At 64.9% G+C, this 21,568-nt stretch carries 22 protein-coding genes; 10 read left to right on the forward strand and 12 right to left on the reverse strand.

The genetic code is table 11. From position 1 onward, the window contains the following. Positions 1 to 35 precede the first annotated feature (35 nt). The 4 genes from O9K64_RS10110 to O9K64_RS10125 are packed head-to-tail and all read right to left on the reverse strand — an operon-like array spanning position 36 to position 2,970. Positions 36 to 503 (reverse strand): transcriptional repressor, encoded by a 468-nt coding sequence (locus O9K64_RS10110; protein WP_275097942.1) that lies wholly within the window; start codon positions 501 to 503, stop codon positions 36 to 38. Then, complete coding sequence (locus tag O9K64_RS10115) at positions 500 to 1,351, reverse strand: metal ABC transporter permease (protein ID WP_305793098.1); 852 nt, start codon at positions 1,349 to 1,351, stop codon at positions 500 to 502. The genes O9K64_RS10110 and O9K64_RS10115 overlap by 4 nt, the downstream gene beginning before the upstream one ends. 15 nt (positions 1,352 to 1,366) lie before the next feature. Beyond that, positions 1,367 to 2,098, reverse strand: a complete 732-nt coding sequence (locus O9K64_RS10120; protein ID WP_275097943.1) for a metal ABC transporter ATP-binding protein — start codon at positions 2,096 to 2,098, stop codon at positions 1,367 to 1,369. Then, positions 2,095 to 2,970 carry a metal ABC transporter solute-binding protein, Zn/Mn family gene (locus O9K64_RS10125; RefSeq protein WP_275097944.1) on the reverse strand — a complete coding sequence of 292 codons (876 nt, stop codon included), beginning with the start codon at positions 2,968 to 2,970 and terminating at the stop codon, positions 2,095 to 2,097. Before O9K64_RS10125 ends, O9K64_RS10120 begins: the two co-directional genes overlap by 4 nt. A gap of 127 nt (positions 2,971 to 3,097) precedes the next feature. Between O9K64_RS10125 and O9K64_RS10130 the strand changes: the two genes are divergently transcribed. Beyond that, positions 3,098 to 3,682, forward strand: a complete 585-nt coding sequence (locus O9K64_RS10130; RefSeq protein ID WP_275097945.1) for a hypothetical protein — start codon at positions 3,098 to 3,100, stop codon at positions 3,680 to 3,682. A gap of 16 nt (positions 3,683 to 3,698) precedes the next feature. Here the strand turns inward: O9K64_RS10130 and O9K64_RS10135 are convergent, their stop codons facing one another. The 4 genes from O9K64_RS10135 to O9K64_RS10150 all read right to left on the reverse strand — a co-directional run bounded on the left by O9K64_RS10135 (position 3,699) and on the right by O9K64_RS10150 (position 7,648). Continuing rightward, positions 3,699 to 5,264, reverse strand: coding sequence for a GGDEF domain-containing protein (locus tag O9K64_RS10135; protein WP_275097946.1), 1,566 nt, complete (start codon positions 5,262 to 5,264; stop codon positions 3,699 to 3,701). 3 nt (positions 5,265 to 5,267) lie between these two features. Beyond that, on the reverse strand, positions 5,268 to 6,038 hold the full coding sequence (locus O9K64_RS10140) for an endonuclease/exonuclease/phosphatase family protein (protein WP_275097947.1): 771 nt from the start codon (positions 6,036 to 6,038) through the stop codon (positions 5,268 to 5,270). Positions 6,039 to 6,066: 28 nt separating this feature from the next. Next, the gene (locus O9K64_RS10145; protein WP_275097948.1) at positions 6,067 to 6,714 is read right to left on the reverse strand and encodes a thiol:disulfide interchange protein DsbA/DsbL; all 648 of its coding nucleotides are present in this window, start codon (positions 6,712 to 6,714) and stop codon (positions 6,067 to 6,069) included. 328 nt (positions 6,715 to 7,042) lie between these two features. After that, positions 7,043 to 7,648 (reverse strand): c-type cytochrome, encoded by a 606-nt coding sequence (locus O9K64_RS10150; protein ID WP_275097949.1) that lies wholly within the window; start codon positions 7,646 to 7,648, stop codon positions 7,043 to 7,045. A 367-nt stretch (positions 7,649 to 8,015) separates the two neighbouring features. Here O9K64_RS10150 and O9K64_RS10155 point away from each other — a divergent pair, with 367 nt between their 5' ends. From O9K64_RS10155 to O9K64_RS10185, 7 genes are all read left to right on the forward strand, one after another. Next, positions 8,016 to 9,419, forward strand: coding sequence for an isochorismate synthase (locus O9K64_RS10155; RefSeq protein WP_275097950.1), 1,404 nt, complete (start codon positions 8,016 to 8,018; stop codon positions 9,417 to 9,419). Then, positions 9,412 to 11,163 carry a 2-succinyl-5-enolpyruvyl-6-hydroxy-3-cyclohexene-1-carboxylic-acid synthase gene (gene menD / locus O9K64_RS10160; protein ID WP_275097951.1) on the forward strand — a complete coding sequence of 584 codons (1,752 nt, stop codon included), beginning with the start codon at positions 9,412 to 9,414 and terminating at the stop codon, positions 11,161 to 11,163. The genes O9K64_RS10155 and menD overlap by 8 nt, the downstream gene beginning before the upstream one ends. Positions 11,164 to 11,492: 329 nt before the next feature. Next, the gene (gene menB, locus O9K64_RS10165; RefSeq protein WP_275097952.1) at positions 11,493 to 12,323 is read left to right on the forward strand and encodes a 1,4-dihydroxy-2-naphthoyl-CoA synthase; all 831 of its coding nucleotides are present in this window, start codon (positions 11,493 to 11,495) and stop codon (positions 12,321 to 12,323) included. Between the two features lie 18 nt (positions 12,324 to 12,341). Then, positions 12,342 to 13,211 (forward strand): 1,4-dihydroxy-2-naphthoate polyprenyltransferase, encoded by an 870-nt coding sequence (locus O9K64_RS10170; RefSeq protein ID WP_275097953.1) that lies wholly within the window; start codon positions 12,342 to 12,344, stop codon positions 13,209 to 13,211. Further along, on the forward strand, positions 13,211 to 14,272 hold the full coding sequence (gene menC, locus O9K64_RS10175) for an o-succinylbenzoate synthase (protein WP_275097954.1): 1,062 nt from the start codon (positions 13,211 to 13,213) through the stop codon (positions 14,270 to 14,272). The genes O9K64_RS10170 and menC overlap by 1 nt, the downstream gene beginning before the upstream one ends. A 219-nt stretch (positions 14,273 to 14,491) precedes the next feature. Beyond that, the gene (locus O9K64_RS10180) at positions 14,492 to 15,496 is read left to right on the forward strand and encodes a D-cysteine desulfhydrase family protein (protein ID WP_275097955.1); all 1,005 of its coding nucleotides are present in this window, start codon (positions 14,492 to 14,494) and stop codon (positions 15,494 to 15,496) included. An 81-nt stretch (positions 15,497 to 15,577) separates the two neighbouring features. After that, positions 15,578 to 15,847, forward strand: coding sequence for a lipoyl domain-containing protein (locus O9K64_RS10185; RefSeq protein WP_275097956.1), 270 nt, complete (start codon positions 15,578 to 15,580; stop codon positions 15,845 to 15,847). 197 nt (positions 15,848 to 16,044) lie between these two features. Here the strand turns inward: O9K64_RS10185 and O9K64_RS10190 are convergent, their stop codons facing one another. After that, complete coding sequence (locus tag O9K64_RS10190) at positions 16,045 to 17,499, reverse strand: class I adenylate-forming enzyme family protein (protein ID WP_275097957.1); 1,455 nt, start codon at positions 17,497 to 17,499, stop codon at positions 16,045 to 16,047. A 68-nt stretch (positions 17,500 to 17,567) separates the two neighbouring features. Between O9K64_RS10190 and O9K64_RS10195 the strand changes: the two genes are divergently transcribed. Further along, complete coding sequence (locus tag O9K64_RS10195) at positions 17,568 to 18,365, forward strand: c-type cytochrome (RefSeq protein ID WP_275097958.1); 798 nt, start codon at positions 17,568 to 17,570, stop codon at positions 18,363 to 18,365. Positions 18,366 to 18,466: 101 nt separating this feature from the next. Here O9K64_RS10195 and O9K64_RS10200 read toward each other — a convergent pair whose 3' ends face one another. Then, a complete protein-coding gene (locus O9K64_RS10200) occupies positions 18,467 to 19,027 on the reverse strand; it encodes an EF-hand domain-containing protein (RefSeq protein ID WP_275097959.1) in 561 nt (186 codons plus the stop codon). 174 nt (positions 19,028 to 19,201) lie between these two features. Between O9K64_RS10200 and O9K64_RS10205 the strand changes: the two genes are divergently transcribed. Continuing rightward, complete coding sequence (locus O9K64_RS10205; RefSeq protein ID WP_275097960.1) at positions 19,202 to 19,462, forward strand: WGR domain-containing protein; 261 nt, start codon at positions 19,202 to 19,204, stop codon at positions 19,460 to 19,462. A 98-nt stretch (positions 19,463 to 19,560) separates the two neighbouring features. Here O9K64_RS10205 and O9K64_RS10210 read toward each other — a convergent pair whose 3' ends face one another. Both O9K64_RS10210 and O9K64_RS10215 read right to left on the reverse strand, forming a co-directional pair. Continuing rightward, on the reverse strand, positions 19,561 to 20,883 hold the full coding sequence (locus O9K64_RS10210) for a sensor histidine kinase (protein WP_275097961.1): 1,323 nt from the start codon (positions 20,881 to 20,883) through the stop codon (positions 19,561 to 19,563). Beyond that, on the reverse strand, positions 20,883 to 21,551 hold the full coding sequence (locus O9K64_RS10215; RefSeq protein ID WP_275097962.1) for a response regulator transcription factor: 669 nt from the start codon (positions 21,549 to 21,551) through the stop codon (positions 20,883 to 20,885). The genes O9K64_RS10210 and O9K64_RS10215 overlap by 1 nt, the downstream gene beginning before the upstream one ends. Positions 21,552 to 21,568 lie beyond the last annotated feature (17 nt).

The raw sequence follows: 21,568 nt of genomic DNA on the forward strand, positions 1-21,568 counted from the left end.
ATCCTGTGCGTAGCGGTCAACCGAGGTTTTTAGGTTCACGGTGTCTCCTGCTCGCTGCAGCGCAGACAGCGACCGGTCACCTCGACCACCCGGGAGTCGGCCTTGAAACCGCACGCCCGCAGGGCGCTTCCCAGGGTGCGCTCGACACTCTGGCTCTCCAGCTCCCGCACCTCGCCACAGTCACGGCAGATCAGAAACTGGCTGGCGTGGGGATGGTCCGGATGCACGCAGCCGACATAGGCGTTGAGCGATTCGATGCGGTGCACCAGGCCCTGTTGCAACAGGAACTCCAGCGCCCGGTAGACCGTCGGTGGTTTGGCGGCCGGCACACCCTGCTTCAACAGATCCAGGATATCGTAGGCCCCCAGCGGTTTCGGGCTGGCGCAGAGGATCTCCAGGACCTGGCGGCGCTGCGGCGTCAGGCGCGCTCCACGCCCCTCGCAGAGCCGCTCGGCCAGGTGCAGCACCTGTTGACACTCTGTATGACATGAACCCGGTTTCATTGCATCGCCCGTAGCAGCTGTCTGCGCAGCTCCCTGCGCTTCCTGGCCGTGGTAAACAGCAGCGAGACCAGATAGCTGGTCCCGGCCACCAGGATAATCGTCGCGCCGGCCGGCAGATCCGGCGCATAGGAGATGCCCAGGCCCAGCACGGTGAACAGGGCGCCCAGCAGGGTTGCCAACAGCATCATTTTACCGAGGCTGCGCACATAATGCGCGGCAATCGCCGCCGGCAGCGTCAACAGCGCGATCACCAGGATCAGCCCCACCACCTGAATCAGCAGCACCACGGTCACCGCCACCATGCAGAGCAGCAGCAGATAGAAAAAGGTGACCGGCACGCCGCGCAGCCGGGCAAACTCTTCATCGAAGGAGACGGCGAGAAACTGCTGATAGCAGAGCGCAACCGTCAGCAGAATAAGCAGATCGATGCCCGCCATCATCCAGATATCGGCCGGATTCACCATCAGGATATTACCAAAAAGATAGCTCATCAGGCTGACGCTGTAGCCCGGCGTCTTGGAGATGAACAGGATACCGATCGCCATGCCGACCGCCCACAGGGCACCGATCAGGGTATCTTCCTGTTCATGCCAGGTGAGCCGCACCCAGCCGATCAGCAGCGCCGCGACCACGGCAGCGACCAGCGCCCCACCCAGCGGGCTCATGCCGAGGAAAAAGGCGGCCCCCATGCCGCCCAGGACGCTGTGGGAAATCCCCCCCGCCAGGAAACCGATCCGTTTGACCACCACGTAGCTGCCGATGACGCCGCAACCGATGCTCGCCAGCAGGCCACCGATCAGCGCGTGCTGCAGAAAGGGGTGTTCCCAGAGTGCGCTAAAAAATTCCATTATGAGTCGCCCCCTTCAGTGCCGGTGCTCCACCATCTTCACATCGGCATCGTAGAGCGAGCGGATGGTGTCACCGTCGATGGCGGCGGTGTGGTGGCAGATCAGGGTACGGTTGAGGCAGGCGACCCGGTTCACGTAGCCGGAGATGAAACCGATATCATGGGAGACCACGATAATGGTCATGCGCTTGTTGAAGCGCTTCAGCAGGTCGAAAATCTCGGTCTCGACGCGCATATCGATATTCGCCGTCGGCTCATCCAGCATCAGGATGCGCGGTTCACAGGCCAGGGCGCGCGCCACCAGCACCCGCTGCAACTGCCCTCCCGACAAGGTGCAGAGCTGCCGGGCGGCCAGATCCAGCACCTCGGTCTCGGCCATCGCCTGGCGCGCCACCGCGCGATCGCGGCGGCGGTAGTTGCCGAACAGGCCCGACATACCCAACCGGCCCATCATCACAGTCTGTTCCACGGTGATCGGGAAGTCGCGGCTGAACTGCGGGTACTGGGGCACATAGCCGACCTGGGTGCGGCTGCGCTGGGGCGGCTCACCCAGTATCCGTACCTCGCCCCTGAGCGGTTCCAGTAGACCCAGCATCAGTTTCAGCAGGGTGCTCTTGCCTCCCGCGTTGGGGCCGACGATGCCGAGAAACTCATGTTCCTCCACCTCCAGGTTCACTCCGTCCAGCACGCGGGGCCCCCCGTAGGAGAACGAGACATTGCGTAGCGATACCACAGACGGGGCGCTCATCGATAGGCCTCTTCGATGGCCCTGGCGACCTGCCGCAGGTTATCCAGATAGGGCTCGGCCAGCGGATCCAGAGTCACCAGCCGCCCGCCGATGGCGGCGGCCAGCGCCGCGGCCTGACTCTGGGCGAACTGCTCCTGGACAAAGATCACCTTGATTCCCTCGGCCCTGGCCTGGTCGACCAGGCGCTTCAGGGTGCGCGCGCCCGGCTCCTTGCCCTCACTCTCGATGGGCAACTGCTGCAGGCCAAAGGCGTCGGCAAAGTAGCCCCAGGAGGGGTGGAACACCATAAAGCGACGCCCTTTCAGCGGACCCAACAGATCCCGGATCTCCTGCTCAAGGGCGATCAGCTCCTGATCGAAGCGGGCGTGATTCTCCCGGTAGCTGTCGGCGTGCGCCGGATCCAGTGCGATCAGCCGGTCCCGCAAATGCCCGATCATGATCCGCACATTGGCCGGCGCGAGCCAGATATGCGGATCATCCCCGTCTTCCGCATGCCCATGAGCCGCATCATCATGATGTTCACCGGCCGATTCCATCTCACGCAGGGTCACCCCTTCCCGGGCATCCAGCAGGACCATCGCCGGATTGGCGCTCTTGATACTGTCGATCAGGACATCCTCAAACGGGACACCAATGCGGTAAAACAGCGCCGCCCGCGAGAGCACCGCCATCTGCCTGGGCAACGGCTCGTAGGTCTCCGCACTCTGGCCCGGCCCAACCAGTACCGAAACCCGCACATGTTCACCACCAAGCCGCTCCACGATAAATTTCTGCGGCAGGATACTGACATAAATCGACAGGGGTTCGGCGGAGACCGCCGTGGCGAAGATAAGCAACAGCGGCAGCAGCAGGCTTCGTATGGTCAAATGCATGGACGAGACAGGGGGCAGTTGAATAGAAGTGTTATGTTATCACATAACATAAGCAATGAGGACACCCGAGGCCCAATATCCGTTACCATGCAGTCAATAAACGCACTATCAGGGGTCGCTACAACCGATGAATCCCGGTTATCTGATGCTTCATCCCGCCACGGACCAACCGTTGCCGGAAATTCCACCCTTGCTGGCGCGGCTGGCGGAGACCGGTCTCATCGGCCAGGCCGTGCCGGACACGCCCCATTGCTTTCGGGCCGGTGCGGATTTCCTGCAACGCCTCACCTTCCTGGGCTGTTCGCCCAACCTGCCGCTGGACGGCGACCAGCACCCGGGCGAGGCGCTGTGTACCATCCGCCTGCTCGGCCCCTTCCCCTCGGCGGTAATAATAAGTGGCGAGAACTGCCGGCCGCCGCGCTGTCGCGCCTGCCGCCATCCGTTGCCCGAGTGGCGCACCTATCTCGGCAGCGCGAACAACGGCATCCGCTGTCCGGGGTGCGGCCGGGAGAGTGGTTTACGGGATCTCAACTGGCGGCAGATGGGCGGGACCGCCCGGCTGTTCATCGCCATCTCCCAGGTGTTCCCCGGCGAGGCGGTGCCCACCGCCGGGCTAATGCAGACGCTGCAACAGGAGGGGGGCGAGTGGGATTATTTCTATGCCCAGCAACCGCGGTTATGGCAGGACGGGCAAGAGCCCGGCAAGCTCTGACGGCTATCAGTGGCGATCAGTGAACGATGATACGGTCCTTTCCGGTCCGCTTGGCCTCATACAACGCCCGATCCGCCCGGGTAAAGACATCGGCCGGCGTATCCCCCGGGGCAAATCCGCTCATCCCGCAGGAGATGGTGACCTCCACCCGCTTGCCCACCGAATGGATACCGCTCTCTTTCACCTCCCGGCGCACGGTCTCGGCGACATTCATGGCATCTTCACAGTTGGTGCCGGTGAGCAGCATGACGAACTCCTCACCCCCAAAGCGGGCGACGAAGTCGGTTTCGCGCAGGCCCTGCAGCAGGCTCTGGCCGATAATGCGTAGCGCCTTGTCACCGGCGTGGTGGCCGAAGCGGTCATTGATCCGTTTGAAGTCATCGATATCCCAGACCAGCAGGGTAAGCGGCTCACCAAAGCGTTTCCAGCGGGCATACTCCTGCTCCAGCCGGTCCTCGTAGGCCAGTCGATTGGGCAGTCCGGTCACCGTATCGGTCGCTGCCTGGCGGTGCGCCTCGATCATCTTGGCACGCAGTTCGCGACTCTCGCTCTGCACCTCATCCAGGCGCTTGCGCAGCTGGTCTTCCAGCAGGGCCGCCTGCTTATGCCGCTCCCCCTCGTTGGCCACAAACTTCCCGACATGGGTCTCGATTACATCCAACTGCCGGGCGATCTCCAGGCGTAACTGCTGCAGCGTGGTGGCCTCGTTCATATTATTACGCATACCACCCATCCGCTGGCGCATCGCCAACCCCAGCGCCTGCCCCTCGACCATCGATTTCTGCCGCAGCGCCTTGCTGCTGTTAACATGCTTGTCGATCTCCACCAGGCGCTGGGTCAACTCCTTGAGGAAACCACGGGTATCCTGGATCTCCGTCTGCACCTCGCCAACCGACCTGGAGAGCAGAGCCAACAGTGAGGAGAGCACCTCGACCCAGACCGCGCTGTCCTTCTGCCCGACCAGTTCCATTTCCAGGCGTCGGATATCCAGACTGAGCTGGGCCGGCCAATCCAGCCCTTCGAGCAACCGCAACAGCTGCTGATTCGGGGTAACCGCCGCATCGGCAGGGGCGTCGGAAGCCCCGAAAGAGGGAAAAAAACGGCGTAGGAACCCGCTTGCCGAACCCGGGTTATCCCCCTGGGTCAGCAGCCGCAGAAACCGGTCGATCTGCTGATCCGAGGCGGCATCGCCCTCCGCCACCAACTGCTCGGCCAGCTTGTGCAGCTTGCCGGCATTGCGACCGGTCACCCCGGAGCGGCTGATCAACCGGGGGAGCAGGTCGGTCCCGGTAGCGGTGACGGGGGTAGTTTCATCATTGGCCCGGATCAGCGCCTCCGAGATGGCCGACAACTGATCCTTCAGTTCGGGCTGCACACCCTTTCTGACCGCATTGCGCAGTGCCGAGAGATGGGGGTCGATGACGGGATCCAGGCCACTGGTGGCCAGGGTCAGGCGGATGATGATGCGGCAGAGCAGTTTTTCCGTCTCCGCCGCGGCGGACTTCTCCTGGGCCTGCTGCTGCGCCAGTTCCAGGTATTGGATCTTCCAGTCCGGGGCGGCGGTCGTCTCTTGCCCGCTCATGGATCAGGCCGCCAGCCGCATGCCGGAGGGGATTATGACATCGATCCCGATCGGCAAGTGATCTGACAGAGGATATTCGACTACCTTGGCATTCTCCACCTGGAGCGAATCGGAGACCAGGATGTGGTCAATCTTGCGGATCGGGCGCCAACTCGGAAAGGTGTTCATCTGACAGGCCGGTTGAGTGAGCCGGCCGCTCTCGGTCAACACGCGCATCTCCTCGGAGTCACAGCCGAAGTTGAGGTCGCCCATCACCACCACGTGGGGCAGATCGGCCACCAACTCGCGGATGAATGCCACCTGACGCAACCTGGCCCTGCGCCCGAGGGCCAGATGCATGATACAGACGGTCAGTCCGGTAGTGCCGCCGAAGTTGCAAACGATCACCCCCCGTCCAGGCAGACCGGGCAGTTTGTGCTCGGTCACATCCGACGGGCGCAATCGTGACACCAGACCGTTACTGTTCTGCGCCAGTTTCCCGAGGCTCCGGTTGACCTGCCGGTACCAGTAGGGGAACGCCGCCTGGCGAGCCAGATACTGGGTCTGATCCACAAAACCGCTGCGCAGGCTACCGGAATCCACCTCCTGAAGCCCCACAATATCGTACCCGTGAATCACCGCGGCAATGCGATCGAGGTTGAGCAGGCGCTCCCGGTGCGGAAGGACCTGTTTCCAGCTCTGGGTCAGGTACTGCCGGTAACGTTGCGTGTCTATTCCGGACTGTATGTTGTAGCTGAGCAGTTTCAGACGCTGCAGATCACCACTGTCATCCATTGGAGCCCCCCGGTGCACTATTGCAAGTCTACTGCTTTTTTGCACGCTTTTCAGCGATTACCTTGTCAATAAGATAATCAATCGCCTGCATTTGCAGATCGCCTTCAAGCCCACTGGTGCGATACTTGCCGTCCACCACGAAGGCCGGCACACCGCGTATATCAAACCGGCCTGCCAATACCTCGGCACGCCGCGACTGGGTCTGCACGGCAAAGGATTTCATCGCCTTGCGATAGGCCTCGATATCCACCCCCTTGTCGGCCAGAAGCGCTTCCATAGCCTCGGCGTTGGCGAGGCGATTGTTGCGCACATGAATCTCGTCGAAGATCGCCGCGTTCAACTCATCCTCAACCCCCATCAGGGTCAAGGCATAGAAGGTCTTGGCATGCAGCACCACATCCGGCCGCTTGAACATGGCCGGGATACGCACAAACTCGACCCCATCGGGCTTGCGCTCCAGCCATTTACCGAGATGCGGCTCCAGCTTGTAGCAGTGGGGGCAGGCGTACCAGAAAAACTCCACCACCTGCACCTTGTCCCCCTCCGCACCCGGCTGTTCAGGGATGATGGAGAAGTAGTGCACCTCCTCCTCAAAGGGGGTCTGGGCCGGCGCGCCAGCCGCCAGGAACATAAAGACAAACAGAGACAGTACCCGGATAAGCATTTGTTTCTTCATATTTATACCTCCGTGGGGGTATTAAGCGGCCAATCGGCTGAATTATTGAGTCGTGCCCCAAATAAGGACCCGTCTATACGCCCGGGTTCAACTACCGCCACTCGAACAGGGATCGTAACACCCCATGACCGTCGGCGACCATTCCTCCCGGTGCCTGGAAATCCGACCCCAGCGAAATCCCGAATCGAAAAAGGGCAGCGCTCTGGCTGCCCTTTTTGTCCAGGGATGGACTTATGCCACGGAGGCCATGGATGGCCAGGAGCGGCTTTGCCAGGGATGTAGGGGCAACCCCCCGTGGTTGCCCGCCGGGCGAGGCGGTGTCGATAGATCAGCGCAGCCCCTGCACGTATTGGGCGACCGCGGCGATCTCCTTGTCGGTCATGCGGGCAACCACATTACGCATCATCTTGGCGTTGTCGTTGCTGCGATCACCGGAGCGGAAATCCTTCAGCATCTTTTCAAGATAGGCGGCATGCTGCCCGGAGATGCGCGGGAAATCGGCGGCCGGGTTACCCATGCCGGAAGGACCGTGACAAGCCATACAGGCGGCCACATCGGTGGCCGCATTACCGCCCCGGTAGATGGTCTCGCCCAACTCGACCTGATCGGCCGCGGCGCTGCCGGGGGTCTGGGCCTGGCTGCTGAAGTAGGCCGCCAGGTCGTCCATATCCTGCTCGCTGAGCGGCATGGCCATCGGCGACATCAGGTCATTCTTGCGCACACCGCCCTTGAACTCGCGCAACTGTTTCTTTATATAGCTGGGGTGCTGTCCCGCCAGTTTCGGCCAGACCGCATTGGCGCTGTTTCCATCTACACCGTGACAGGCGAGACAGGTGGCGGACTTGGTCTTGCCGGCCTCGGCGTCGCCGGCTGCCTGAGCACTACCGACCACCATAGCCAAAAGGATGGAAACTGAAACTAGCCATTTATTCATGGTCAAACCTGCTGTGTCGACTGACTCACCTCAGTCGTTAATAAACCCCCCGGTCGGCAACATTCGATTACCTCCCGGAAATCAAACCCCCGGATATCGATCAACAAATCGCCCGGGGCCCGAAAAAAGCCGTGCATGTATAGCAGATGCGGCCGCACCGGGTCAAATTCACCCGCCTTATGTGGACCCATAAAAAGCATGCGCAACCGCCACGCAATGGGGCGGCTGGCCAGCGAAATTTCATGATCGATCATGGCGCTTGATAATTGTCATATGCAGCAAAAACAACAGCTGATGAAATGCCTCACGCCAGCGGAATGCAGTATGATCAGCCCTGTCCATTCACACCATGAGGTGGCAAAGCCACATGTCCCATCGGCCATCACCGATCCAGACGATACTGGGCCGCCTCGAAAGCGCCTTGGCCGCGCTGCCGGCCGGGGGACTGGCCAACCGACTGGTCAGCATCACTCTGGCGACCCCGGAGTTGCACCTGCATCGACTGCCACCGTTGAATGGCAACTGGTTTTACTGGGGCGAGCCGAGCCGGCAACGCTATCTGCTCGGCATCGGCGAAGCGCGGCGCCTCACCGCCAGCGGTGAACAGCGACTGCGCCGGCTATCCGCTCAGTTCGAACAGCAGCGTGCCGCCTGGCACCATCTGGATCCGGATGAATCCGGATTCCGCGCCACCGCCTTTACCGGATTTGCCTTCGACCCGGATGATCCGATGCGGCAGAATTGGTCCGGGTTGCCGAATGCCGCCATCTTCTTCCCCGAACTGCTGCTGCACCAGACCCCCGACCGTTGCGCCCTGACCTTCAGCTTCAGCCACGGCTCCCGGAGGTGCGACCGGCAGCGCACCCGGCTGCGCAGCCGGCACCTGTTGCAGGAGCTGACCGACGCCCTGCTGCGGGACCCGCAGCCCCATCCCGGCCGCAACCGGCTCTCCCGCACCGGCACCATGCCCTCCGATGATGAATGGAAACTCCAGGTCAGTGAGGCGACCCAGCAGATTCGCCAGGGTGGCCTGGACAAGGTGGTACCGTTCCGGCGCATCAGTGTACGTGCCGAGCACCCGCTCGATCCGTCTCGCCTGATGGCCTCGCTGGATGACCTCTATCCCAGCAGCCGGCTGTTTTCGATCCGCCTGGACGGCAGCACGTTTGCGGCGGCCACCCCGGAACGGCTGATTAGCCGCAAGCACCGGTTGATCAGCTGCGACGCCATCGGCGGTACCATCCGGCGCGCCCAGGAGCGGGGCGAGGACCGTCAACTGGGGTGGCAACTACTGAACGATCGCAAATCCCGTCACGAACACGCCCTGGTGGTGCAGTGCATTCTGGCCAGTCTCAAGGCCCACTGCGCCGACCTGAGCGCCCCGCCCCGCCCCACCCTGAAACGCTTGCGCAAACTGCAGCACCTCTGGACCGGCATCCACGGCGAGTTGTGCGGGGACGCCACCTTGCTGCGCATTGCCGATGACCTGCACCCGACCGCGGCCGTGAGCGGCTTCCCCAGCGCCAATGCCGGGCGCTGGTTGAGCGATCACCAGAACGCGGCCCGGGGATGGTACACCGGCGCGGCCGGCTGGCTGGATCATCAGGGCGATGGCGAGCTGGCGGTGCTGTTGCGCTGTGCCCTGCTGAACGGTGAGCGCGCCGAGCTCTTTGCCGGGGCCGGGGTGACCAGCGAATCCTGCCCGATTGCCGAATTCCAGGAGACCGAGCTGAAGTTCGGCACCATGCTGGAGGCACTGGAGCATGCCTGAGCAGCGCCCGGGAGCCGGCAACCTGCTGTGGGCCTACGCGCTGATCGACGGCCTGGCCGGCGCCGGGGTAACCCGGGCGGTGATCTCTCCCGGCGCCCGCTCCACCCCGCTGGTACTGGCCTGTGACGCCCACCCGGCCATTGAGATCAGCGTGCAGGTGGATGAGCGTTGCGCCGCCTTCCTGGCCCTGGGACTGGCCCGCGGCGGCGGCCGCCCGGTGATCCTGATCGCCACCTCCGGCAGCGCCCCCGCCCACTGGTATCCGGCGGTAATCGAGGCGAGCCACAGCAATATCCCGCTGATCCTGCTGAGCGCCGACCGCCCCCCCGAACTGCATGGCTGGGGCGCCAACCAGACCACCGACCAGCAACGGCTGTTCGGCAGCCACCTGCGCGCCTTCCACGATCCCGGCCCGGCCGATGCCGATGCCAGGGAGCGGCTGCGGCAGCTGGGCGGCCGCGTCACCCGGCAGGCGCTGCAGCCGCACCCCGGGCCGGTGCAGATCAACCTGCCGTTGCGCGAGCCGCTGATCCCCGAATCGCCGGTCGAACTGCCGCGTCCATCGGCGGTAACAGTGGCCCAACGGCCGCGACCGGTGCCGGAAACGGACCTGCTGGAGGCGGCCCTGGCCCTGGTCTCCGGGCAACCGGGGATGATCATCTGTGGCGCCACGGATCTCGGCGCCCCCTTCGCCGCGGCCGTGACCCGGCTGGCGGCACAACTGCAGTGCCCGATCCTGGCCGACCCCCTGAGCAACCTGCGCTTCGGCAGGCACGACCAGACGGCACTGATCTGTTACTACGACGCCTTTCTCGATGCCTTTCCCGATGCCTTTCCCGATGCTGGCGGCGAGACCCTGAAACCCGGCTGGATCCTGCGCTTCGGTGCCCTGCCGGTCTCCAAACCGTTGCTGCGGTACATGGAGGGCAGCGCCGCCCCGGTGATCCTGTGCGATCCCTACCGGCAGTGGCCGGTTGCCGCGCCCCACACCGAACTCAGCCTGGCGGCCGACCCGGCCCTGCTGTGCACCGCACTTGGCGCCCGTGCCCCTACACCGGGTCCGGCCGATTGGCTGGAGCGGTTCCGGCGGTTCGAGCGGATCAGCCAACAGCGGATGTCGGCGGAGACCCGCGACGACCGACCGTTCGAGGGCTGCCTGATCCGGCAGCTGCTGGAACGCCTGCCCGACGGCAGCCTGCTGTTCAGCGGCAACTCCATGCCGATCCGCCAACTGGACAGCTGGAGCGGCGCGGCGGCGAAACGCCTGCATATCCACGCCAACCGCGGGGTGAGCGGCATCGACGGCAACCTCTCCACCTTCATCGGCCTGGCCGACGGCGACCATCCGCTGGCGGTCGCGCTGCTCGGGGATCTCGCCTTCTACCACGACATGAACGGCCTGCTGGCGGCGGCCGGCCGGGACCTGGTGATCATCCTGCTCAACAACGACGGCGGCGGCATCTTCGGCTACCTGCCGCAGGCGGCGCTGGAGAGTTACCAGCGCTACTGGAATACCGCCACCCACTTGGATTTCCAACACAGTGCGGCGCTCTACGGGTTGGCTTATCAGCGGGTGACCCGCCAGTCCGCCTTCCAGCCGGCGCTGGAGCAGGCGATCGATGCCGGTGGACCGCAGCTGATCGAGGTGATGATCGAGCGGGAGTTCAGCATCGCCCACCACCGCCACTACCGCCAGGCCGTGGCCGAGGCGGTGGCGGGTGAAGTGGGCGACCGCAAACCCTGAGTTGCCGGCCATTATCGCCCGGGGTCGGATTCAGGCTGCCCAATCGCCAGGGGTCGGAGTCAGGCCGTCCACCCATGCCGGCTTCACCACGACGGCGGCCCGGCCTGACTCCGACCCCGTATTGTTACGGCCTGACTCCGACCCCATATCGTCAAATAATCCCCATGGGCATTTTTCATACGCAACCACGGCATTTTGTTTAAAATGCCCGCCTACGTCGAAATCACAAGGGGTCGGAGTCAGGCCACCCATACCGGCTTCACCCCGACGGCGGCCCGGCCTGAATCCGACCCCGTATTGCTAAATATGATCAGACCAGTGGAGTAGTCATGGCCAGCAGCATCGAATGGCAGGTTCCCGAGGGGACGGCATACAGCGACATCCTCTATCACCAGGCCGAGGGGATCGCCAAGATCACCATCAACCGGCCCCGGGTGCATAACGCCTTCCGCCCGGAGACGGTGATGGAGCTGATCCAGGCCTTCCGCCACGCCCACCTGGACCCCGGCATCGGCGCCATCATCCTTACCGGTGCGGGCGAGCGGGCGTTCTGTTCCGGTGGCGACCAGACCGTCCGCGGCGACGGCGGCTACCGCGACAGCAGCGGCGTCGAGCACCTGAACGTGCTGGAGCTGCAGCGCCAGATCCGCACCCTGCCGAAACCGGTGGTGGCCATGGTGGCCGGCTACGCCATCGGCGGTGGCCAGGTACTGCACCTGATCTGCGACCTCAGCATCGCCGCCGACAACGCCCGTTTCGGCCAGACCGGCCCACGCGTGGGCAGCTTCGACGGTGGGCTCGGGGCCGGCCTGCTGGCCCGCACCGTGGGTATGAAGAGGGCCAAGGAGATCTGGTTCCTGTGCCGCCAGTACGACGCCCAACAGGCGCTGGAGATGGGCCTGGTGAACACCGTGGTGCCGCTGGACCAACTGGAGAATGAAACCGTGCAGTGGTGCCGCGAGATGCTGCAGCTCTCCCCCACCGCCCTGCGCATGCTCAAGGCCTCGTTCAACGCCGAGACCGACGGTCTGGCCGGCATCCAGGAGCTGGCGGGCAATGCCACCGGGCTGTTCTACCTGACCCCCGAGGCCCAGGAGGGGCGCGACGCCTTCGTGGAGAAGCGGCCGGCCGATTTCAACAAGTTCCCGCGCCGTCCCTGATCCAGGTACGCACTCGATATGCAGATACAACAGTGGCTGCTCGCCGTCCGCCCCAAGACCCTGGGTATCTCGGTGGTGCCGGTACTGGTGGGCAGCGCCCTGGCCTGGGCCGAGCTGGGCCGGCTGCTGTGGCTGCCGGCGCTGACGGCCCTGGTGGCGGCAATGCTGATCCAGATCGGCACCAACCTGTATAACGACGCCGCCGACTTCGAGCGCGGCGCCGACACCCCCGATCGCCTGGGCCCGGAGCGGGCCACCGCCCAGGGCTGGTTCAGTGCCCGCCAGGTGAAACGGGCGGCCCTGCTGAGCTTCGCCGGCGCCTTTACCCTCGGCATCTACCTCGCCTGGGTCGGCGGCTGGCCGATCGTGATCATCGGCCTGCTCTCCCTGCTGGCCGGCTACGCCTATACCGGCGGCCCGCGCCCCATCGCCTACAGCGCCGGCGGCGAGCTGTTCGTGTTCATCTTCTTCGGCCTGCTGGCGGTCAGCGGCAGCTACTACCTGCAGACCGGCAGCCTCTCCCTGGAGACCCTGTTCTGTGCCACCGCCATCGGCCTGCTCGCCGCCGCGGTGCTGCTGGTGAACAACTACCGCGACCTGGAGACCGACGAACGGGCGGCCAAGCTGACCCTGGTCCACTACCTGGGCCGGGAGCGGGCGCGCCAGCTCTATGTGCTGCTGCTGATCCTGCCCTTTGCCCTGCCGGTGGCGTTCAACAACCGCTTCGACGGCAGCTGGCTGGTGGTGCTCTGCCTGCCGTTTGCCCTCTGGCTGCTGCACCGTTTCACCCGGGAGCCTCCGGGGCGGGTGTTCAACGCCATCCTCGCCGATACCGCCAAACTGCAACTGGCCTACGGCGGGCTGCTGAGTCTCGGGCTGCTGCTCTGATGCGGATTGTCTCTGCCGAGCTGACTGCCTATCGGCTCCCCTTTGCGACCCCCTGGATCTCCGCCGCCGGTCACCTGACCGAGCGCCGCGGCTGGCTGGTGCGCGTCCGCGACCGCTCCGGTCGCTGCGGCCATGGGGATGCCGCCCCGCTGCCGGCCGCCGGCACCGAGACCGCCCCCGAGAGCCGGGCCTGGCTGGAGGAGCGGCTCCCCAGGATGACCGGCCTCTCCCCCGACGCGGCGTGCCGGGCGCTACCGCCGGCAAGCGGCCACCCCGCCGCCCGCTGCGGGCTGGAGACGGCGCTGCTGGATCTGCAGGCCCGCCAACAGGGCGTGCCGCTGTATCGGCTGCTGGGTGGGGAAGCGGGGCACGCGGTGCGGCTCAACGCCGCCCTCGGTGCCCTAAACGAATCGTCGGGCGAGCGGGCAGCGGCGGCCATCGCCGCCGGCTTCAACATCCTCAAACTGAAGCTGGGCAGCGCCCCGATGACCGTTGAACTGCCGCTGCTGGAGCAGCTCTGTGAACGGCTCCCGGCCGGCGTCCAGCTGCGCCTGGATGCCAACCGCGCCTGGCGGGCAGACGAGACCCGGCAGCTGATCGAGCGGCTGAACCAGCTGCCGATCGAATCCCTGGAGGAGCCATTGCGCGATCCGCAGCGTGAAATCCTCAACGAACTGCAGGCCCTGGCCCGCTTCGACCTGGCGCTGGACGAGTCCCTGCCCGGGTATCTCCAGGCCGGGCAGCGATTGCCGCCGCTGCCGGTCAAGCGCCTCGTCATCAAGCCCGCCTGCCTGGGCGGACTGCTCCCCGCGCTGGAGCTGATCCGCCAGGCCCGCCAACAAGGGACTGCCTGCGTCATCACCAGCACCCTGGAGAGCAGCGCCGGCCTCTGGCCGTTGTGCCATCTGGCCGCCGCGGCGGACGCACTGACCACGCCGGCCGTGCATGGCCTGGCCACCAGCGCCTGGTTCACCCGAGACCTGGGCGGCGCGCCCGTGATCCGTGACGGACGAGTGACTCTTGGGCCGGAATCCGGAACTGGCTTTATACTGAGGGCATAATTCTACTTTGTCAGATTCTGGCGCTGATTCCGATATTCGGCGGATAGCTTCCGGGTGAAAGGATTCCAAGACACGCCATAAACCCATCCCTGGGGGCTCGACGGCGGCGTCCCTGCCGCCGACGGTCTTGGAATCCTCCCACCCGAAAGCCCTGAGAAAGCTGATCCGAGCTAATTTGACTAAAGTGGAAATAACCGGACAACAGAGGAGATGGCACAGATGCATTCACTACTGGATCAGCACCCCCGGGCATCCCTTGGTTTCTTCCCCACGCCGCTGATGAACCTGCAGCGGCTCTCCCAACACCTTGGCGGACCGCGCATCCTGATGAAACGGGACGATCAGAGCGGGCTGGCCCTGGGCGGCAACAAGACCCGCAAGCTGGAGTATCTGGTCGGCGCGGCCATCGCCGCGGGCTGCGACACCCTGATCACCGGCGGGGCCACGCAATCCAACCACTGCCGCCAGACCGCCGCCGCCGCGGCCGCCTCCGGCCTGGAGTGTCATCTGGTGCTGGGCGGGGAGGCGCCGCCGACCGCGCAGGGCAACCTGCTGCTGGACCAGCTGCTCGGTGCCCATATCCACTGGAGCGGTGAGTGGCGCAAGGGCGAGCAGATGCCGCAGATCGCCGACCGGTTGCGCGCCAAGGGACGCAACCCCTATTTCATCCCCTACGGCGGCTCCAGTGCCACCGGCGCCCTGGGCTACGTGCATGCCGCCGCCGAGCTGAAGACCCAGCTGGACAACCTGGATCAGCGGATCAGCCACATGCTGTTCGCCTCCAGCTCCGGCGGCACCCAGGCCGGGCTGATCGTCGGCGCCCATCAGGCGGGACTGAACTGCCAGGTGATCGGCATCCGTATCGACAAGGAGGAGGACGCCGACACCCCCTACGCCGAGCGGTTGCGCACCCTGACCAACGAGACCGCCGCCCTGTTCGGCATCGATCAACGCTTTGATGCCGACGCCATCACCCTCCAGGAGCGGTTTACCGGCCAGGGCTACGGGGTTGTGGGGGACACGGAGCGTAACGCCATCGGCCTGCTGGCCCGCACCGAGGGGATCCTGCTCGATCCGGTCTACACCGGCCGCGCCATGGGTGGGCTGCTGCGGCTGATCGACGAGGGCGTCTTCGGCCCTGACGACACCCTGCTGTTCTGGCATACCGGCGGCGCCCCCACCCTGTTCCCCTATGCCGATGCACTTCTCGACAAACCACATTGAGAGGGCCATGCCGATAGTCACGCCGGCTCTGGGGAACCGGGGCAGCAACGGCCAGCCGGCCAGCGCGCGCCGGGAGCCGGCATGAGTGGACCGGTCGAAGTCCGTCTGCCGGCGCTGCCGGAGTGCTGGGAGAGCTGCGGTGCCTGCGCCGACGGGGCGTTGCTGGTGAGCGACATCCTGGTGAACCCGGGCGACCGGGTCTGGCGCGACGAGCCGATCATCTCCCTGGAGACCGACAAGACCACCCTGGATATCCCCGCCCCCTGCTCCGGTCGGGTCCGCGCCCTGCATGTCGAGATCGGCGATCCGATCACCGAGGGGATGCCGATCCTGACCCTGCAGCCGGACTGAAGTGAAGCGGCTGGGTTATGCCTCGCCAGCAGCAATGGTGGATGCGCCTACCGGCTTATCCACCCTACGAAACTGAAGCAGGGTGAGTAAGCTTGCGCATGCCATCCTCCGGTCCGTAAACGGTACTTCCCTATACCACTCCTCACCGCCATCCGATTCATGGTGGATGCGCTGATGCTTATCCACTCGAAACGGGGTTATGCCTGGTCAGCCGGGGGGTGCTGCTCCAGCAGCTCCTGTAGCGCCGCCCGGGAGAGCTTGCCCATGGCATTGCGCGGCAGTTGCTCAATCGGCAGAAACTCCCGCGGCCGCAGGTGGCCGGGCAGGTGCTCGCGGGACCACTCGGCCAGAGCCGCGGCCGCCACCTCGCCGCTGAACAGCGCCACCAGGGTAACCCCCCACACCGGGTCCGCTCGACCGGTGACGCCCACCGCCGTCACCCCGGGACAGGCCAGCAACCGCTCCTCGACCTCGGAGGGATGGATATTCTTGCCGCCGCTGACCAGCAGGTCGTCGGCGCGGCCGATCACGGTCAACCGCCCCTGCCCGTCCAGGCGCCCCAGGTCTCCGGTCTCGAACCAGCCCCGCTCCAGCCCCAGGCCCGCCGCCCCCGCCGGATTGGCGTAGCCGCGCATCACCGCCGGGCCGCGCACCCGGATACGCCCGGCGCTGCCGATCGACACCTGGTATCCCTCCAGCGGCCGGCCGACCCGACCCGGGGTGAGCCCCGCCGTCGGCGAGCAGTCGGTGGCGAACTGGGAGGCGGTCTCGCTCATGCCGTAACTGACACAGAGCGGCCAACCGGCGGCATGGGCGCGTTGCGCCAGTGATCGGGAGAGCGGCCCGCCGCCGATCAGCACCACCCTGAGCGTCGGCGGTGGCGGACGGTCGGCCTGGATCAGCAGCCGCTCCAGCATGGCCGGTACCAGCGACACATGGCTAACCTCACCGGCCGCAATCTGCTGCCACACCTCGGCCACCTCAAACCCCTCCTGCAGCAGCACCCGGGCTCCGGCGGCGAGACAGCGCAGCAGGATCGACAGGCCACCAATATGAAACAGCGGCAAGCAGGCGAGCCAGCAGTCGGTCACGCCCAACCCCAGACGCCGCTCGGAGGCGGCCACGCTGGCGGCCAGGTTGGCCGCGCTCAGCATCACCCCCTTGGGCTCTCCGCTGGTGCCGCTGGTGGCAATGATCAGCTGGATCTGGTCACCACTTAAGGATCGCCCACCCAGCGGGTTCACCCCGGCTGGCGCCACCCCCGCCGGAGGCGCGGCGAACAACTCGTGCGGCACAATCCAGCCCATCCCGGGGGCCGCCGGGGGCTGATGACTCACCAGAAAGTCACAACCGACACCGGCCAGCAACCGCTCACGGCGGGCCGGCTCCATGGCCGGGTCCAGTGGCAACAGGGTCACGCCCAGACGCAGGGCGGCGTAGAGCAGCCCGGCCAGCTGCTGTGCCGAAGCGAGCTGAACCACAACCAGTTGGCCACGGCAGACGCCCCGCGCGACCAGTCGGGCGCCCAACCCGTCCGCCTCGGCGACCAGCTGTCCATAGTCACGCGCACACACGCCTGCCAGTGCAGGAGCCTGGGGATGTCGTTCGCTGGCGGCGACGAGCCAGCCGCCTGGGGAGGGGAAATCGGTCACTGGGGCGGTCCGTGATGGCGGCAGCAAGGGGCACGCAATGGTAATAAAACCGGGAAAAATGCGCTAGCTTGACCAAGATCAAAAGAACCGCAACCTGTTTTCTGTTCCAATACGGCAAAATTTCGGGTTACCGCACCCGTCTGTGTGCCAAACGTTTTTTCGAGATGTCGATGTCCATGTTTCATCCCAAAACCCTATTCCCGTTTTCAGCGTTGCTGATGCTGTGTCTGGCCCAGCCGCTGCAGGCGCAAACCTATGATTATGATCCCGACAATGCCGAGGAGATCAACGAACTGTGCGCCGGCTGTCATGGCGAATACGGACAGGGTGGCAAGGAGGGTGAGTATCCCCGTATCGCTTCCCAACCGATCGAGTTCACCATCAACCAGCTGCGCCTGTTCCGCGACCGCAAGCGCAAGAACCTGGCCATGGTGGAGTATATCGATGATCGGCAGATGCCGGAATCTGACATCTACGATATTGCCCGTTACCTGTCAGAGATCACCCTCAAGACCCGGCTCTCACCGATGGATGAGAACGCCCCCGACTTTGACGCCTACGCGCGCCTGCTGGAATCGAAAATGATCATGCAGATCCCCAAGGCGGAAGGGGATATCGAACGGGGTGGCAAGATCTACAACAAGGAGTGCGACACCTGCCACGGCAAGGAGGGCTGGGGCGACCACAAGAAGGCGGTGCCGATGCTCGCCGGCCAGTACACCAACTACCTGTGGCGTCAGGTGGAACAGCTGCGCAGCAAGCGGCGAATCCATGACGAGGACTCGCCCGATAGTGAATTGCTGGACGAGTTCACCGACCAGGAGCTGACCGATATCTTCGCCTACCTTTCGGTCATGGACGACTGAAATCATCCATCACCACCCCGTAGGGGCAGGCCCCCGTGCCTGCCCGGATTGCCGAGTCCCGGGGACACCGGGCAACCACAGAGGGTTGCCCCTACAATCGCTCAGAAACGCCGCCCCGGCACGAACTCTTCCGGTGTCAGGCGACCGTCGCCGTTGGCATCGAACGATTCAAAGCCGGGGGCCGACCCGGCGTTACGCATGGGATAACCCTGCGCGGCCTTCTCACCCTGGCGGGCGGCACGGGTCCGGGCAAACTCTTCCGCCGTTACCACACCGTCTCCATTGCTGTCGAAATCGGCAAACCCCGCCGCCTGCCGGTTGGCACCCCCCTTGGGGGCCATCGGCCGGTTCAGCTGCTGCCGCGTCTGGGAGAGCTGGCCTTTCAGCAACTCGTTTTCGCTGAGATAGCCGTCGCGGTCGCCGTCAAACGCCTCAAAGGCCGGCGCGTTGCCCAAGTTCCTCATCAACCGCCCCTCCCTGGCCCGTTCGCCGATGCGGGCATTGCGCGCCGCATAAAACTCGTCGGCACTCACCCGGCCATCGCCGTTGCTGTCATAGGTGGCGAAGGGGATTGGTCCCGGTGGGACCGCGAGCAGGCTGCCGGCGGCCAACAGGGCGCCGATCGCCAAGCTGAGTAACAGTGTGCGTTTGTGGGTTTTCATGATCTTCTCCTTCAATCTGCTGCCTTTCCCTGATTAAAAGAGTAATCCCGGCAGCTGAAACTAGGCTGAAAATCACCGCGTAGCTTGAAAAAACTGTAAATATTCGGCCAAATGCTCTACAAAAGGGCCCACACAAACGATCACCCAACCCACAGCCAGTCGAACTCAGCCGCCATGCGCATCTACATGCAGACCCTGCACTCACCCGAGCAGCCGCTCCGCTATTACCACCTGCACCTGCAGCCCGATCTGCTGGGCGGTTGGAGCCTGGTGCGTGAAACGGGTATTCAGGGTACCCGTGGACAGGTGACCAAGGAGCACTTCGAGGGGCGTGAAGAGGCCGAGCGCACCCTGATCAAACGACGGGATATGCAGCTCAAGCGGGGCTATCGGGTGGTGTATCGCGAGGGCACCCCGCGCGAGTCAGGCAGTTAGGGCAATTACGCAGTTTGTTGTTTGTAGGGTGGGCACGTTTTTTGTGCCCACGCGGATACCCCAAACCAGATGACAGCCGGGCGCGGACGACGTGCCGATCACAGCGGCAGAGTGACCCGGACCTTGAGCCCGCCCAGCTCAGGCGCCGGCATAAACTCGATCCCGCCGCCATAGAGCTGCACCATGTCCTTGGTGATTGCCAGACCCAGGCCATGCCCGTCCACCGACTCGTCGATCCGCACCCCGCGCCCCGTCAGCCGGGCCAGCGCCTCCGCTGAGACACCGGGACCGTCATCTTCCACCTCAATCACTAGCGCATCGTGCTGAGCGATGACACAGCGCACCCGGCCCCGGGCCCACTTGCAGGCGTTATCCAGCAGGTTACCCAACAGCTCCAGCATATCTTCCCGGTCCACCGCAAGCTGACCCGCCTCGGGAACCCTGGTCTCGATGGCTAACTGCTTTTCATGGTAAATCTGTCGCAGCACGCGTAGCAGCGCGGGCATCTCCCGGCCGGCATTGAAACGCCCTCCGGAGATCCCGGAACCGGCCAGACGCGCCCGCTTCATCTCCCGTTCCATCAGCTGGCGGATGCGCGAGAGCTGTTGCTGCATGGCGGCCTTCAGCTCGGGATGGGCCGCCAGCTCATCGCTCTCCAGTTGCTGCTGCAGCAGATTGATCGGTCCCTTGAAGGCGTGTGACAGGTTACCCAGCCCCTTGCGCGAGTGTTCCAAGCGCTGCTGAAACAGTCCCAGCAGATGATTGAACTGTACCACCAGCGGTGCCACCTCGGTCGGAACCTGGGTGGTCAGCGCCCTGACCTCCCCCCGCTCCAGCCGCGCCATCTCCTCCCGCACCCGTTCCAGCCTGACCAGGGCCGCGCGCACGATCAACTGTTGCCCGGCGAACAGCAGCAGGGTACCAACCAGGATCAGCGCCACGAACCACCACTCGAACTGCGTCAGCCGCTGGTTGAGCGGCGTCATATCCTCCGCCACCGCGATGGAGAAGATCTTCCCCTGCTTGTTGTAGCCGGCGGCCCAGACCAGCAGCTCCTGGCCCGCCGGGCCCGGCATGCGCCACTGGCCCCGGGTGCCGGGATCGAAGGCGGGAATCTCCAGCCGCTGATCCCACTGGGAGCGGGAGACGACCTGTTCGCCGTCCCGGAAGTTGATCTGGTAGTAGTGACCGGAGAGCGGCTGGTTGTAGATGGCATCGATGCGCCGCCAGCGCACCTGGGGCCGGCCGGAGTCATCCAGGCGCATTGCCGCCAGCACCGACTCGGCGTCGTGCTCCAGTCGGGAGGCGACGAAATGTTCGGTCAGGCTGTGGATCGCCTGGATACCACCCCACCAGACCAGCCCGAACAACAGCACCAGGCCGGCGCCCAGGCCCAGCCGCAACTGCTGGCCCAGGGACATCAATTGTCATCTCCACGGAACAGGTAACCCTGACCGCGTCGGGTCTCGATGCGCTCCCGGCCGATGCGTTCGCGCAGGCGCCGAATGTAGACCTCGATCAGATTGCTGTCCCGATCGAAATCCTGTTCGTAGACATGCTCGGTGAGTCGGGTCTTGGAGAGAATCTGCCCGGGATGGAGCATGAAATAACGCAGCAACCGGAACTCGGTGCCGGTCAGCTCCACCGGGCGGCCATCGGCCAGTATCACCCGCTGGTGGTCCTCATCCAGCTGCAGCCCGCCCTGCTTCAGTTCGTGGGCGGGCTGTCCCGCGCTGCGGCGCACCAGCGCCAGCAGCCGGGCCACCAGCTCCTCCACGTGGAACGGTTTGCCCAGGTAGTCATCTGCCCCGGCGCGGAATCCGTCCACCCGCTCATGCCAGGCATCCCGGGCGGTCAGCACCAGCACCGGCAGCGGATTCTCCCGCGCCCGCCAGTGCGCCAGCACCTCCAGACCGGGACGTTGCGGCAGTCCCAGGTCGAGTACCGCCACGTCGTAGGGTTCCACCTCGCCCATGAATTCGCCATCGACCCCGTTATCCGCCACATCCACGGCAAAGCCGGCCCGCTTCAGGGCCGGCTTCAGCCGGGCCACCAGTTCGGCGTCATCCTCTACCAGCAGCAGGCGCATCCCAGTGCTCCGTCAAT

The sequence above is a fragment of the Sedimenticola hydrogenitrophicus genome (genome assembly GCF_029017505.1).
GTDB lineage: Bacteria > Pseudomonadota > Gammaproteobacteria > Chromatiales > Chromatiaceae > Sedimenticola > Sedimenticola hydrogenitrophicus_A.

Coding starts and splice junctions, on each gene's coding strand:
- O9K64_RS10110 (WP_275097942.1), bottom strand. CDS start 503: ATGAAACCGGGTTCATGTCATACAGAGTGTCAACAGGTGCTGCACCTG.
- O9K64_RS10115 (WP_305793098.1), bottom strand. CDS start 1,351: ATGGAATTTTTTAGCGCACTCTGGGAACACCCCTTTCTGCAGCACGCG.
- O9K64_RS10120 (WP_275097943.1), bottom strand. CDS start 2,098: ATGAGCGCCCCGTCTGTGGTATCGCTACGCAATGTCTCGTTCTCCTAC.
- O9K64_RS10125 (WP_275097944.1), bottom strand. CDS start 2,970: ATGCATTTGACCATACGAAGCCTGCTGCTGCCGCTGTTGCTTATCTTC.
- O9K64_RS10130 (WP_275097945.1), top strand. CDS start 3,098: ATGAATCCCGGTTATCTGATGCTTCATCCCGCCACGGACCAACCGTTG.
- O9K64_RS10135 (WP_275097946.1), bottom strand. CDS start 5,264: ATGAGCGGGCAAGAGACGACCGCCGCCCCGGACTGGAAGATCCAATAC.
- O9K64_RS10140 (WP_275097947.1), bottom strand. CDS start 6,038: ATGGATGACAGTGGTGATCTGCAGCGTCTGAAACTGCTCAGCTACAAC.
- O9K64_RS10145 (WP_275097948.1), bottom strand. CDS start 6,714: ATGAAGAAACAAATGCTTATCCGGGTACTGTCTCTGTTTGTCTTTATG.
- O9K64_RS10150 (WP_275097949.1), bottom strand. CDS start 7,648: ATGAATAAATGGCTAGTTTCAGTTTCCATCCTTTTGGCTATGGTGGTC.
- O9K64_RS10155 (WP_275097950.1), top strand. CDS start 8,016: ATGTCCCATCGGCCATCACCGATCCAGACGATACTGGGCCGCCTCGAA.
- menD (WP_275097951.1), top strand. CDS start 9,412: ATGCCTGAGCAGCGCCCGGGAGCCGGCAACCTGCTGTGGGCCTACGCG.
- menB (WP_275097952.1), top strand. CDS start 11,493: ATGGCCAGCAGCATCGAATGGCAGGTTCCCGAGGGGACGGCATACAGC.
- O9K64_RS10170 (WP_275097953.1), top strand. CDS start 12,342: ATGCAGATACAACAGTGGCTGCTCGCCGTCCGCCCCAAGACCCTGGGT.
- menC (WP_275097954.1), top strand. CDS start 13,211: ATGCGGATTGTCTCTGCCGAGCTGACTGCCTATCGGCTCCCCTTTGCG.
- O9K64_RS10180 (WP_275097955.1), top strand. CDS start 14,492: ATGCATTCACTACTGGATCAGCACCCCCGGGCATCCCTTGGTTTCTTC.
- O9K64_RS10185 (WP_275097956.1), top strand. CDS start 15,578: ATGAGTGGACCGGTCGAAGTCCGTCTGCCGGCGCTGCCGGAGTGCTGG.
- O9K64_RS10200 (WP_275097959.1), bottom strand. CDS start 19,027: ATGAAAACCCACAAACGCACACTGTTACTCAGCTTGGCGATCGGCGCC.
- O9K64_RS10205 (WP_275097960.1), top strand. CDS start 19,202: ATGCGCATCTACATGCAGACCCTGCACTCACCCGAGCAGCCGCTCCGC.
- O9K64_RS10210 (WP_275097961.1), bottom strand. CDS start 20,883: ATGTCCCTGGGCCAGCAGTTGCGGCTGGGCCTGGGCGCCGGCCTGGTG.
- O9K64_RS10215 (WP_275097962.1), bottom strand. CDS start 21,551: ATGCGCCTGCTGCTGGTAGAGGATGACGCCGAACTGGTGGCCCGGCTG.